The sequence below is a fragment of the Chachezhania sediminis genome (genome assembly GCF_009765275.1).
Lineage (GTDB): Bacteria > Pseudomonadota > Alphaproteobacteria > Rhodobacterales > Rhodobacteraceae > Chachezhania > Chachezhania sediminis.
The window spans coordinates 51740-65045 of the sequence record NZ_VOPH01000017.1; the positions used below are offsets into that span (position 1 = coordinate 51740).

Here is a 13306-nt window from a genome sequence, read left to right on the forward strand (position 1 = left end):
AAGGTTGGCCTGTTGGAAAGCAAAGACAGGTAATTAATGTGTTCTAAAGGAACTTCTCCGTCGGATTGGCCATCTGTGCTGTGAGGCCCAATATCCGACTTCTTTGGGAGCAGCAGCGATCGTTGCACCCCACGGGCGAAGCGCAGCCTTCTGTGAGGTTCCAGGTTCGTCGAGCGTCAGCGTCTCAGGGCGACTACCATTAGAGAGATTGGCTGAGTCTAACAGCAGCCCTACCCACTTTTGTGCTGAAAACCAAACAGACGTTAGGCGGCTCCAAAGCGGCCATCCGTCGTCCCCGCAGCGAACGACCAATCCCGCCCTACTTCACGGGCCGCAGCTTCACCTTGCAGTGTTCTGGCGCACTCCACGGCAAATACCGACTGTAATCGATATCCTCATCAAGATTGTTCGCTCTCATCTCTGCCAGATCGTCAATCATCCAGGAAAAATAGCGGTACGTGTCCACTCGGTTTAGCTTGCATGTTTCAACCAACGACGACATCGCTGCCCACGTCTGTCCACCCTCTTCGCTACCGATGAAGAGGCTACCCTTGCGCTGAAGGATGATCGGTTTGAACTGACGTTCAACTGGATTTGTATCGAGATCTATGCGTCCGTCTTTCAAGAACTGTGTCAAGGATTCCCATCGTTCCAGCGTATAATTAATAGCCTTGCCGAGTTCGTCTCTCTGCAATGTTCCAGCTGATGCTTCCTGCAATCTTGAGTGAAGGCGCTGAACGACTTCTTCAGATATCTCTCTGCGATATGTTAGCCTTGCATCTGGTGTTTGTCCTTGAAGAATGCTTTCAACTTCAAAAAGCTCAGACATTATCTCGACGACCCCATTTGGCAGGCTCGAGTTCATCTGTTTCGCAGCTTTAATAAATTTGCGCCGGGCATGCACCCAGCATTCGACAGACACAATGTTCGCAACATCGGTACCCATTTGGCCAAGGCGGCCACATCCTGCATAACCGTCGTGCTGTACGATTAACGACTTCCCACCAAGGATGCCGTGAATATGCGTCATCGACCGCGAAGCTCGATGGAAATAGACCGTTGAGCGTGGGGCGTTGCCGCCAAAGGGGCTGTCGTCACGGTGAGCCGCGTACATGTAGGAATTCGCTGTTTTTCCTTCTCCCGGACGCTGGATTTTCAAAACTGTCTCATCAAAGAAGATTCGCAAAGCATCATCCAGAGTATGTCGCTCAAGTTCAGCCATTACATGCTTGAGCTGGATGCCGAGCCGCCTGATTTGTTTGCACATGGTCGAACGATAATAGGTGATGCCACTATGATTGAGCATGTTTTCGATCCGATATAAGGGCATCCCCCAGCCGTAGCGCATCGTCACTAAGTAGGCCAACATACTTGTCCCGCTCGTCGAGCCAGGCATCAACGTAGGCTTGTAAAGAGTCCCGACAGTGACATCTTCTTTTCGGCAGCGATAGCGAGGATACTTGCGAACTGCGATATAGTACTTTGCGGGTGCTACCTCACGTTTTTCATCAATATCATAATTTCTAATTGCACCGCCGCAGCCGCATGGGCACGTCTCTGGAAACTCCATCGGGACTTCGACGCGCTCCAGGCCATCCCAATTCTTCGCACCACGACCGTTCCTGTTACGTGGCCTCGGCGGCAGAACGGCGGCATAACTCTTGAGTTGCCTGGGAAAGGCAGGGCCGCTTCCCTCGCATTGATCATCAGCACGCATAGCCTCTTGACGTCTTTTTGCTTTTTCCGTTTCAGACTTCGGGCTGTATTGCTCATGCAGCAATTCTACAGTGCGTGCCGTTTGTTCCGCCACTTTGGCATTCAAGTCTTCTACTTGACGTCTTGTGCGCTTGAGCTCTGAGCGCAATGCCTTGATCTCCGAAGTTGCCTTGGAAAGCCTAGCTTGCAATTTTCCGTATTCATTGTCGCGCTTACGATCCGCCTGCTCAATAACTTCAGTGAGCCTTTGAACATACCCGTCCTGGTGGCCTGCGAGTTGGGCGCAGGCCGCTTGTATAATATCCATCCCATCATCCCAGTGGCCAAACAGGGTCTAGGCTCAAACACGCGAGCAAGACCCGAGTGTGCATGCCCGTGGGGTGACGGACATGAGGCTTGACTTCTTCGTTCGTGTCGGGAATAGATGAGGTGTCGCGCCGAGCGATTTTTCGAGGCCCTTGGGATTGCCGTCCCGGGGCCTCAACTCTTCCAGAGCCCTTTGTTTCTAGCTCATGTGCCCTCTCTGCTGTTGGCAGGGTAGCGGTCAGGGAAAAGCGCTGCCGGGCGAGTAGCCAAAGCCTGCGCCAAGATCAGTTCGATGCGCGCGGACCTGCTTTTTCCAAGTGAAACCGCACTAACGGAAGAAACGCTAACCTCCGCGCGTCTCGCGATCTCAGCGAAGGTCAGACCGCGCAGGGAAAGCTCGTATCGGATTCGAGCATGTCTTTCTCTATCGATGGCCAAATCCAATGGAGCGCCTTTCACCTTCGCGAATCAATTTAATAAGCAGATGGCGCGCTGAATAGTGAAGGTCAACAGTCAAGTTGATATGAAAAATTGTCGGCTATTTTTAAAACGCCGCTAGCGCTCGATTAATCGGAATTTTTCGCGGGCGCAATAGGATATTTTTCGCAAACTGTCATCCCGGCTGAAGCTGGTTATTTATAAGCGCTTCGCGCGGGAATGGAGTTATTTTTCGCAAGGCCTTAATTCGTTTTTTCGCAAGCCTTGCGGACGCCTGCTTGGCGTCGTTTTTTTCTGCACCTTTTTTGGCGTTGACGACCAGTAGCCCATTCAGAGTCGGCAGTTTCAAGGTCTTGGCTCGACTTGGTCAGGCAAGGCGTATCTGTTCCTTGCGGCCAGGACACGCTAGACCTGAAGCCATCTCGCGCGATGAGAACGCGGGCGACTGGGCGAAGGGCAGAGCACGATGGCTATCAAGAAGAGCGATATCTACAGATCCCTTTGGGACAGCTGTGACCAGCTGCGGGGTGGCATGGATGCTTCCCTCTACAAGGACTACATCCTCACGCTTCTGTTCGTGAAGTACGTCTCTGACCGCGTGGGTAAGCCCGACGCGTTGATCGAGGTCCCCAAGGGCTGCTCCTTCGACGACCTCAAGAAGCTCCGCGGCTCCAAGGACATTGGTGAAGCTATCGACACGGCCATCGCCGGGATCGCCGGAGCCAACGACCTCAAGAACGTCATCGACCGCGCCTACTTCAACGATTCAGAGAAGTTCGGCCGTGGCGCCAAGATGGTCACGACGCTGACCGCCCTCATTAACATCTTCAGCCGGGCGGAGCTGAACTTCAGCCGCAACCGGGCCGATGGCGATGACATCCTGGGCGACGCTTATGAATACCTGATGCGCAACTTCGCGACCGAGTCCGGCAAGAGCAAAGGCCAGTTCTACACGCCGGCGGAGGTTTCGCGTGTCGTCGCCGCCGTTGCGGGGGTTAGCCGCGCCACGAGCCCGAAGCAGACCGTATATGACCCCACCTGTGGCTCCGGATCGCTGCTCTTGAAGGCCGCTGACGCCGCCGACGTCGCGCTCACCATCTACGGGCAGGAATTCGACATCACCACCCGCGGCCTAGCCAAGATGAACATGATCATGCATGGGCGCGAGGATGCAGATGTCGCCCAGGGCGATGTCATCGCCGAGCCGCAGTTCAAGGCGTCAGAGACCGAACTTCTGACCTTCGACTTCGTCGTCGCCAACCCGCCGTTCTCGGCCAAGGCCTGGGGCTCTGGCCTTACCAGCGAAACCCGCTATGGCCGCTTTGACCTCGGAATGCCGCCCGACAAGAACGGTGACTTCGCCTTTCTGCTGCACATCCTTGGTTCGATGAAGGCCACCGGCTCCGGCGCAGTCATCCTGCCCCACGGCGTGCTTTTCCGCGGTAACAAGGAGGCCGAGCTGCGCCAGAAAATCCTCAAGCGCGGCTACATCAAAGCGATCATCGGCCTGCCCGCGAACCTCTTTTATGGCACCGGCATCCCGGCCTCGATCATCGTGCTCGACAAATCCCAGGCACAGGCCGACCGCCCCGTCTTCATGATCGACGCCTCGCGCGGCTTCATCAAGGACGGCAACAAGAACCGCCTGCGCGAGCGGGACATTCACAAGATCACCGACGCCTTCGCCCGCCAGGCCGAGATCGCGGGCTACTCGCGCCTCGTGCCTTACGCCGAGATCACGCGCAACGACTTCAACCTGAACATCCCGCGCTACATCGACGGCTCCGATCCTGAGGACCTTCAGGACATCGAGGCACACCTCAAGGGTGGCGTGCCAAACCGCGACATCGACGGGCTGGCCGAGTTCTGGGAGGTCATGCCCGACATCCGCGCCACGCTCTTCGGGCCGAACCCGCGCCCGGGCTATTCCGATCCGCTGGTCGAGCCGGAGGCGGTGCGCAGTACCATCCGCAACCATGCCGAGTTCACCGCATTCCAGACCCGCGTCCATGGCATTCTGGATGGCTGGGCCGGGGCGAATGCGCCGCGCATGGATGGCATCCAGGTGGGCGACAAGCCCAAGGAGCTGATCCACACCATCGCCGAGGACATGCTGACCCGCTTTGCCGACGCGCCCCTGATCGACCGCTACGAGGCGTATCAGCGGCTCATGTCCTACTGGGCCGAGACCATGCAGGACGATGTCTTCATCATCGCCCATGACGGCTGGGAGGCGGCGAAAGAACTTCGCACTGCACGGCATGAGTACGTAAAGTCAAAAGACGGCAAGAAAGATAACATCAAATGGCTGGAAGAAGCCGACCTCACCGTGAACAAGGTGCGCCTTGTGGCCGATGTCATTCCGCCCCGGCTGATCGTCGCGCGCTTCTTCCCTGAATTGCAGCAGGCCGTCGATGACGCGCAGGCCAAGGCCGAAGAGCTGGGCCGCGAGATCGAGGAACTGGTCGAGGAACACGGGGCCGAGGGCGGCCTGCTGGCCGATGCGCTGACCGAGGCGGGCAAGCTGACCGCGGCCTCGGTCAAGGCGCGCCAGAAATCCGGCGAGGCCGAGCCGGAAGAGGCCAAGCTGCTGAAGCAGGTGGCCAAGCTGATTACGGCCGAGACGGCGGCGAAGAAGGCTGCCAAGGAGGCAGAGGAAGCGCTGACCGAAGCCACGCTGAAGAAATACCCTGAGCTGACCGAGGAAGAGATCCGCTCCTTGGTCGTAGACGACAAATGGCTGACAGATATCGCCGATCTGATCGAGACCGAGATCGAGGCCCGGACCGAGCAGATGACCGCCCGAGTGCGGGTACTGACGGAACGATATGGGCATACGCTGCCGGAAATTTCTCAACAGATGAGCGATCTGGAAGCGAAGGTTGCAAAACATCTCGCCGCGCTTGGGGTCGAGACATGAACCAGGTATCGGACCTCGTTTCGCGTTGGCACATTGGTCGCATTCATCCGACGCCGGACTTGGAACCGGACGGTTGGACCTTGGAGAAGCTTTGCGACATCGCCAAGCTGGAGAGTGGTCACACCCCAAGTCGCAAGCGTCCTGACTATTGGGACGGCGGCATACCGTGGCTCTCCCTGCACGACTCGAAGACGATTGAGGGGAAGGTCCTTCACGACACCAAGATGACCGTGTCGGCGTTAGGTCTTGCGAATTCTTCGGCGCGCTTGTTGCCAGAGGGCACAGTCGCGCTGTCCAGGACTGCAACGATTGGCAAGGTGGCTGTCATGGGTCGGCAAATGGCGACCAGCCAGGACTTTGCCTGCTACGTCTGCGGGCCCCGTCTCCACAACAGATACTTGGCTCATCTATTCCGAGGCATGGCGGATGAATGGGATCGCCTGATGGCGGGCAGCACCCACAACACGATCTACATGCCGACGTTCGAGAACATGCAGATCCTTGTGCCCCCTATGGAAGAACAGGAAGCCATTGCAGAGGCGCTTTCGGATGCGGATGCGCTGATCGAAGGGCTGGAGCGGCTGATCGCCAAGAAGCGGCTCATCAAGCAGGGCGCGATGCAGGACCTCCTGACCGCCAAGCGCCGCCTTCCAGGGTTCTCGGGGGAGTGGGTGAAGACCAACCTTCGCAAACTACTTAAGAGCACGCCGACCTATGGGATCAATTCTGCCGCCTGCGCACTTGGGTCAGGTGGCTACGACTATCTGCGTATCACCGACATCGACGAACATGGCCAATTGCGCCAAGACGGACGTGCGGAAGTGCTGCATCCTTCAGCCACGCATTACTTTCTCGAGCCTGATGAAATCGTTGTCGCGCGAACCGGCGCAAGCACTGGCAAGTCACACCAGTATACCGGCCCGAAAGAACGAACGGTTTACGCCGGCTTCCTTATCAAATTAGCCCCTGCGATAACCGAAGTCGTCCCCAGCTATCTGTTTCAGTTTCTGCAAACAGACGCCTATTGGTCATGGATCGGCGAAAACTCTGTGCGCAGTGGACAACCGGGCATCAACGGCCAGCAATTGTCAGGGATGACTTTGCTCGTCCCACAAGACCTTAAAGAACAAAAGGCTATTGCCGAAGTTCTCGGGGATATGGACGCTGAAATCCAAGCCCTCGACACCCGCCTCGAAAAGGCGCGGCAGGTGAAAGAGGGCATGATGCAGAATCTTTTGACCGGACGGATCAGGCTGGTCTGACGACATTTCCCCACAAGTGATTTTTCCAGAACGGAGTGCCCCATGAGCAAGATCGGCGAGGCGGAACGCAAGGCCCAGAACCGGGTCATCGACCTGCTGTGTGGGGACACCTCCGGCATTCCCGGCGGCCTCGGTTGGCGCTACCTTGGCGACTGGCACAAGCGCGAAGGCAACGCCAATATCGAGCCCTCCCTGCTGCGCCCGTGGCTGGAGGCGCGCGGCTATGCGCCCGAGGTCATCACCCAGGCCATCACCCGTCTTGAACGCGAGGCGCGGATGGAAGGCACCAAGCTTTACGAGGCCAACCAGAGCTTCTACGACATGCTCCGCTACGGCGTGGCCATCGCCCCCGGCCTGGGCGAGGCCCCCGTCACCGTGCGCTTCGTCGACTGGGGCAATGCGGGTGCCAATGACCTCGGCGTGGCCGAAGAGGTCTCGATCAAGGGCAAGGACGCCAAGGCCTGGAGCAAGCGGCCCGACCTGGTGCTCTATGTCAACGGTATCGCGCTTGGCGTGGTGGAGTTGAAGAAATCCACCGTGGGCGTGGGCGAAGGCATCCGTCAGACGCTCGACAACCAGCGGCCCGAGTTCATCCAGCACTTCTTCACCACGGTGCAGATCACCTTTGCGGGCAATGACAGCGAGGGTCTGCGTTATGCCCCGATCAAGACGCCGCAGCCCTATTGGCTGGCCTGGAAGGAAGAGAGCGAGATCTCGGCCCGGCTCGACCGCGACGTGATTCAGATGATGGCTCCGACGCGGTTCCTGGAACTGATCCACGACTTCACTCTGTTCGACGCCGGCATTAAGAAAATCGCCCGCCCCAACCAGTACTTCGCCGTGCAGGCGGCGCAGGAACGCGTCGGCACGCGCGAGGGCGGGATCATCTGGCAGACCCAGGGGTCGGGCAAGAGCCTGATCATGGTAATGCTGGCCCGTTGGATCCGGGAGGCGTTCCCGGACGGCCGCATCCTGGTGGTCACCGACCGCAAGGAGCTGGACAGCCAGATCGAGGACGTTTTTGGCAATACCGGCGACAAGGTGCGTCGCGCGCGATCGGGCAACGACCTGATGGCCGCACTCGCCGATCCGACGGATCGGATCATCTGCTCCCTCGTCCACAAGTTCGGAAAGAAGGAAGAGGGGGAGCTGGAAAGCCTTATCTCCGATATCCAGAACGCCAACATCGGTGCGCCCAAGGGCGAGTTCTTCGTCTTCATCGACGAGGCACACCGCACCCAGTCCGGCAAGCTGGCCAAGGCGATGCGCAAGGTGCTGCCGAAGGCCATGTTCATCGGCTTTACTGGCACACCCCTGCTGCGGTCGGACAAGGGGACATCGCTCGAAACCTTCGGCCCTTATATAGGCAAGCCCTACCGGTTTGATGAGGCAGTCGAGGACGGCGTGGTGCTGGACTTGCGCTATGAAGCCCGCGACATCGACCAGAGGATCAGCGCGCCGGACAAGATCGACGCCTGGTTCGAGGCCAAGACAAAGGGGCTGACCCCGATTGCGAAGGCGACGCTGAAACAACGATGGGGCACGCTCCAACGTGTTCTGTCGAGCCGAGACCGGCTGGAGCAGATCGCCAACGATATCATCCTGGACATGGAGATGAAGCCGCGCCTGAATGCGGGCATGGGCAACGCCATGCTCGTGGCAGGCTCCATCCCCGAGGCATGCGAGCTCTTCGAGATATTCCGGAAGTCCGGGTCAATCCTGGCCGACAAGTGCGCGATCGTGACGTCCTACAAACGCGCTGCCCCGGAGATCACCGGTGAAGAAGCCGGCATGGGCGAAACTGAGAAGCAGCGCGTCCACCGGGTCTATACCGATCTCTTGGGCGATACGTCGGAGGAAGAGTACGAGGAAGAGGCGCTACGGCTGTTCAAGAAAGAGCCGGGTCGGATGAAGCTGCTGATCGTGGTGAGCCGGCTCTTGACCGGCTTCGATGCGCCGACGGCCACTTACATCTACATCGACAAGCAGATGCGGGATCATGGGCTGTTCCAAGCGATCTGCCGGGTGAACCGCCTAGACGGTGACGATAAGGACTTCGGCTACATCGTCGACTATAAGGATCTGTTCCGAAACATCGAGAGCGCGGTGGATGACTATACGTCCGAGGCGTTCGATGCCTTCGACAAGGAGGATGTCGAGGGCCTGATCACGGACCGTGCCGAGCAGGCCGACACGGATCTGCGGACAGCGCGCGATGCCTGGCTCGGGCTTCTGGATGCCGTTGAACAGCCCAAGGGCGACGATGAGCTCTTCGCCTATTTCTCGAGCCCCGGGGGGATTGAAAGCGATCCGGACGCGGAAGAGAAGGCTCGCCGCCGCCAAGCGCTTTACAAGTTGGCTGGGCGGTATGCGCGCGCCTACACGAACGTCGCCGCCGAGCCGGACGGATCAGACTTCAACGAGCTGGAACTGGGGGAAATGCGCAAGGAGGTCGAACATGCCATCGGCGTCCGCGATGCCGTGCGGCTCCACAGCGGCGATGCCGTTGACATGAAGCTCTACGAGCCGGCCATGCGCCACCTGATCGACAATTACATCCGGGCCGACGACTCTCAGGTCATCTCTCACCTGGATGACATCAGCCTTATTGACCTGGTCGAGAGCAAGGGCGCCCAAGCCGAGGATGATCTTCCGGCGCTATCCAAGCGGAAGCGTGAGAATGTCGCCGAGGCGATCGAGAACAACGTCAGGAAGCTGATCATCGACGAAACCCCCGTGAACCCCAAGTTCTACGAGAAGATGTCGGAGCTGCTGACTGACCTGGTGGCGCAGCGCCGGAGCGGCGCGATCGAGTATGCCGAGTATTTGGAAAAGATCGCGGAGTTGGTAAGGGCCGCGAAATCCGGGCATGGCAATACCTATCCTGAGAGCATGAAATCGCCCGGGCAAAAGGCGTTGTTCGACAACCTCGGACAAGATGAGGCCCTCGCGCGCCGGGTCGACGAGGCTGTACGAGCGACTGCCCCCCACGGGTGGCGCGGTCATACGATGAAAGAAAAGAAAGTCAGACGCTGCCTGGAAGCTGAGATTTCGGATCCCGACACTGTGGATACGCTACTGCAGATACTGAAGAACCATGGTGAATACTGAACACCACATCATCGGAGGGACGCCGGTCGAGGTCCGCTGGAAGGCGATCAAGAACCTCCATGTCGGTGTCTATCCGCCTGACGGCCAGGTCAGAGTTGCCGCCCCGCTGAGCGTCAGTCTCGATGCCGTCAAGCTGGCTGTACTCACGAGAATGGATTGGGTTCGTCGCAAACAGGCCCGTTTCCTCGCTCAGGAGCGCCAGACGCATCGGCAGTACGTCTCCGGCGAGACACACTTCGTTTTCGGCCGGCCTCTTCGACTGGATGTGATCCACTGGGACAAGAAGGTCCACCGGATCGAAATCATCGGCAGTGACCGGCTCCGCTACTCGGTGCCGGCAGACACAACGCCTGCAGTACGCAGGCGTTGGCTGGAGAATTGGTACAAGGCTCGCCTAAGAGAGCACGTGGCCCCACGGCTCGAGCATTGGTCATCGCACTTAGGCGTTGCCACCGAAGCCTGGGGCATCCGGCCAATGAAGACGAAATGGGGCAGCTGCAATCCGGACAAGAAAATCGTCTGGCTCAACCTCGAGCTCGCGAAGAAACCCGTTCGGGCGATTGAGTACGTGCTGCTGCATGAGCTCGCCCACCTGATATCGCCGCGCCATGATGAGCGTTTCATCAAGGTCCTTGACGACAATATGCCGAAGTGGCGCAGCATACGCGACGAGCTAAATCAGTATCCGCTTGCCGCGTGGGAAGATCTGCAGACTTTGGCTCGGTGACGTCGTCGCTCGACCTGTCGGTTGCGCGCGATTTTTCCAGGGCCTGCCGCCGCAGCTCCATTCCGCGTTCCACAAATCGCCGAACACGTTCCGGATCTGGTTCGACATCTCGTATCGAAGAGCGGTAGGCGATGGTGACATGGATGGCGCCAACGATGCATGCGCCGATACCAAACACGACGAAGATGATCTCGAATTCAGTCACGAAGCCACCTCCCTTGTGTGATGAGCTCGTGACATCGGTTCAATGCAGCGTGGGGTGACATTCGAGATCGGCTGCCCTCTGCAGCACCCGTGCCGCAGTTCTCAGACTCGGTTGGCTTGCCTGGCCCGCACGCTTGAAAGCTTCGACCGCGGCGTCCAAGGCTACGTCGCTGGTGCCCTGCCTGCGCCCTTCGCGCCAGATGAACATCACCAGTTCGTCAGTCGTTAACGCTCGTAGGGCTATCGGTGGGCATCTGCTCAATAGCGGCTCGGGCAATGCGTGGTAGTTGTTGGATGTCAGGACCCAGATCACCCAGCTCATGTCGAATTTAACCTGATAGAACGGGCAACTCCAGCTTCTTGCGGTCAAGGGCTCCAGCAGGGGTAGCAGCGCCTCCGACAGTCCGAACGCACGGCCCGACATGGACTTTGCAGTCCCCGACTTTTCGACCTCATCAACGACCATGACCGGATTGGCGACATGTTCCATAAGGATTGTGGAAATGAGACGCCCTGGGCCGGCGCTTCCCCACCCACGCTGAGACCCGACGACACCGAATGAGGCATTCTCATTGGTTGCCTCGATGACGGTTGTGGGGACGGTCAAGAGGCGACCAAGGCGCCGCGCCCAAAAGCTCTTGCCGATTCCGGGAGGGCCATCGAGCAGGATTGGCGGCAGGCGAAGACCTATAGAGCCTTCTCTCACCGACCTGCGCATGGCCCGCCAGACCTGTTCGGTCGCGGGCCCCATCCAGGGCATTTCATCGTGAAGGGCCGCCGCGATTTCGTCCGCTTGGTGTTCGGTCTTCACCGTCGCAAGCCGAACGCCGCCTGCCAAGGCGGTCAACCTCTCCCGTTCATCCCTCTGCAAATGGCCCATCCCTGACGCTTCCTGGCGGCGTGTGATGAGTTTCTTGACGCGCTTCTGAATCCTGATCCTGTCGAGATGGGTTACCCTTGTCTCACGCAATTCTTGATTGTCAATTCCAAGCAGTTCGACTTCATGCGCTGGCTGGCCGACCAGGCCACTTCGCAGTAGCCGTAGGTGCTTGATGAAGCGCTTTTCAAGGTAGTCTGCGGTCTCCTCGACGGGAAAGACTTTGCACTGAATGAAAGGGATCGTCGCCATATCACTCGACCTCCGCACTTGTTTTGTTGAAAATGGAGGGGTGGTGATACGCGGCCGAAACGACGCGACGCCAATCGATCCCTTCAAAGAGTGCTTCAAACTGTGCCTTCGTCAGGGTTATCGTTCCGTCGGAAAGTTTGGGCCAGACGAAGCCTGCGCCTTCCATACGCTTGTAGATCAGCACGAGGCCCGTGCCGTCCCACATGAGGACCTTGATCTTGTCACGCCCCTTCGAGCGGAAGACGAAGAACGCACCGGAGAAGGGATCGAGTTCGAAATTGGTCATGACGTAGTTGGCCAACCCATCCATCCCCTTTCGGAAGTCGACAGGGTGGGTAGCCAGATAGATACGATAGCTGCTGGACGGCGCGATCACTGACACTGCCCCGCAACACGGATCAGCTTCAGAAGGTCTGCTTCGTCGATGGACAACGGAAACTGGAGGCAGATCCCGCCCACGTAGAGATGAGCGGAGCCTGCTGAACAAATACCTGCAGCGGGTGTTTGGGTGGCCGCCGGAGCGAAAGCCGGTTCGACTGATACCTGCGCAAAGGCTGGCCCATCGACGGAGATCTTTTCGCCTCGCTCTCGCCGATCAGCGACCCACCACTTTCTCACCAGGCATTCGTGGGCATCCAGCTCGGCGGCGACATCTCCAGGTGACATGCCATCTTCCCGAAGGCGCCTGGTCGCCTCGCGTTTGAGTTCGCTCGGCCAAATCCTTTTGCCGGACGGGGAGGTCCGGATCTTGAACCCCCAGACTTCGCGTTCCGCCATTGTCGCCTCCGATCATAGTCCGGATGCAGACTAGCGGACGAGAAGTGGTCAGGTTTAGAGGGCAATCAGGGGGTCAGATGCAACGCTTACGTATCGTTTCCGGTCTGCCGTCTCCTATTACTTCGAAACCTTCTGCCTACCAGCACGGCGGACGGATAGATCAGCTTGTGACGCCGCGACGAGGCGCGCTGCCCGATCCGGCGCAGGGCGAACGTGTTCGGCGTAATATCCAGCGGCAGCAGCAACGCGTATGACCTTTGTTTCTGTGGTTCTTCGCCGTGTATTGGTTCTGTCTTGTTTGTTGCATTTGGTGGTTTTCGTCGACGTGTACGGGTTGGGTCCTCGTGGATCCCGGCGCCGTGTTCAGGTCTTGGGAGTGGCCTTTTGCGCGCGGTCGCCTTTTTGGTGGTACGAGGGCCTGATGTGGGCCTGTTTTGGCGCGATGTTTCTGGCTGGTTTTTTAGCGGATCCACGCCCAGCTGGGTCCTGTCTCCACGGCCGACCTCTTGGGATGCGGGTCACACAGAGCTTCTGGGGGCGGGTTTCGAACGCCTGGTGTGGTGGTTTTCAACCCTTGCGCCAGGTCGGTTTCCTGGTCTTTTTTGTCGTTCTGGAACGCAGTTCAGCGCCCCTTGCGGGGCGCTTGTTGTGGTGTATGACTTGGAGTGTTTGTTCAGAGAGATGTTTTGAGTATTTGTTAGGTTTGGCGGTGACCT

10 protein-coding genes are annotated in these 13306 nt (G+C 58.5%); 4 read left to right on the forward strand and 6 right to left on the reverse strand.

Annotated features, from left to right (window positions below; translation table 11 throughout):
* Nucleotides 1–319 precede the first annotated feature (319 nt).
* The 3 genes from tnpC to FQK05_RS24730 form a co-directional block, all read right to left on the reverse strand.
* A complete protein-coding gene (gene tnpC, locus FQK05_RS24720; protein ID WP_158972054.1) occupies nt 320–2023 on the reverse strand; it encodes an IS66 family transposase in 1704 nt (567 codons plus the stop codon).
* 203 nt (nt 2024–2226) lie between these two features.
* Entirely contained in the window at nt 2227–2481 is a 255-nt protein-coding gene (locus FQK05_RS24725) for a helix-turn-helix domain-containing protein (RefSeq protein ID WP_233270673.1), read from the reverse strand.
* A 154-nt stretch (nt 2482–2635) separates the two neighbouring features.
* Entirely contained in the window at nt 2636–2809 is a 174-nt protein-coding gene (locus FQK05_RS24730) for a hypothetical protein (RefSeq protein WP_158972056.1), read from the reverse strand.
* Nucleotides 2810–2926: 117 nt separating this feature from the next.
* Here FQK05_RS24730 and FQK05_RS24735 point away from each other — a divergent pair, with 117 nt between their 5' ends.
* From FQK05_RS24735 to FQK05_RS24750, 4 genes are read left to right on the forward strand one after another with little or no spacing between them, the layout of a single operon-like run.
* Nucleotides 2927–5380 (forward strand): type I restriction-modification system subunit M, encoded by a 2454-nt coding sequence (locus FQK05_RS24735; RefSeq protein WP_158972058.1) that lies wholly within the window; start codon nt 2927–2929, stop codon nt 5378–5380.
* Complete coding sequence (locus FQK05_RS24740; protein WP_158972060.1) at nt 5377–6642, forward strand: restriction endonuclease subunit S; 1266 nt, start codon at nt 5377–5379, stop codon at nt 6640–6642. Before FQK05_RS24735 ends, FQK05_RS24740 begins: the two co-directional genes overlap by 4 nt.
* A 42-nt stretch (nt 6643–6684) precedes the next feature.
* Nucleotides 6685–9753, forward strand: coding sequence for a type I restriction endonuclease subunit R (locus FQK05_RS24745; protein ID WP_158972062.1), 3069 nt, complete (start codon nt 6685–6687; stop codon nt 9751–9753).
* Nucleotides 9740–10480 (forward strand): M48 family metallopeptidase, encoded by a 741-nt coding sequence (locus FQK05_RS24750; RefSeq protein ID WP_158972064.1) that lies wholly within the window; start codon nt 9740–9742, stop codon nt 10478–10480. Before FQK05_RS24745 ends, FQK05_RS24750 begins: the two co-directional genes overlap by 14 nt.
* Before the next feature lie 244 nt (nt 10481–10724).
* Here FQK05_RS24750 and FQK05_RS24755 read toward each other — a convergent pair whose 3' ends face one another.
* The 3 genes from FQK05_RS24755 to FQK05_RS24765 are packed head-to-tail and all read right to left on the reverse strand — an operon-like array spanning nt 10725 to nt 12590.
* Nucleotides 10725–11813 carry an AAA family ATPase gene (locus tag FQK05_RS24755; protein ID WP_158972066.1) on the reverse strand — a complete coding sequence of 363 codons (1089 nt, stop codon included), beginning with the start codon at nt 11811–11813 and terminating at the stop codon, nt 10725–10727.
* 1 nt (nt 11814) lies between these two features.
* Entirely contained in the window at nt 11815–12195 is a 381-nt protein-coding gene (gene tnpB, locus FQK05_RS24760) for an IS66 family insertion sequence element accessory protein TnpB (protein ID WP_325063977.1), read from the reverse strand.
* Nucleotides 12186–12590 carry a hypothetical protein gene (locus FQK05_RS24765; protein ID WP_158972068.1) on the reverse strand — a complete coding sequence of 135 codons (405 nt, stop codon included), beginning with the start codon at nt 12588–12590 and terminating at the stop codon, nt 12186–12188. Before FQK05_RS24765 ends, tnpB begins: the two co-directional genes overlap by 10 nt.
* Between the last annotated feature and the right edge of the window lie 716 nt (nt 12591–13306).

Bases quoted from the DNA above. Each gene is read 5' to 3' on its own strand.
- FQK05_RS24740 (WP_158972060.1), top strand. From the start codon at position 5,377: ATGAACCAGGTATCGGACCTCGTTTCGCGTTGGCACATTGGTCGCATT.
- FQK05_RS24735 (WP_158972058.1), top strand. From the start codon at position 2,927: ATGGCTATCAAGAAGAGCGATATCTACAGATCCCTTTGGGACAGCTGT.
- tnpC (WP_158972054.1), bottom strand. From the start codon at position 2,023: ATGGATATTATACAAGCGGCCTGCGCCCAACTCGCAGGCCACCAGGAC.
- FQK05_RS24765 (WP_158972068.1), bottom strand. From the start codon at position 12,590: ATGGCGGAACGCGAAGTCTGGGGGTTCAAGATCCGGACCTCCCCGTCC.
- FQK05_RS24745 (WP_158972062.1), top strand. From the start codon at position 6,685: ATGAGCAAGATCGGCGAGGCGGAACGCAAGGCCCAGAACCGGGTCATC.
- FQK05_RS24755 (WP_158972066.1), bottom strand. From the start codon at position 11,813: ATGGCGACGATCCCTTTCATTCAGTGCAAAGTCTTTCCCGTCGAGGAG.
- FQK05_RS24750 (WP_158972064.1), top strand. From the start codon at position 9,740: ATGGTGAATACTGAACACCACATCATCGGAGGGACGCCGGTCGAGGTC.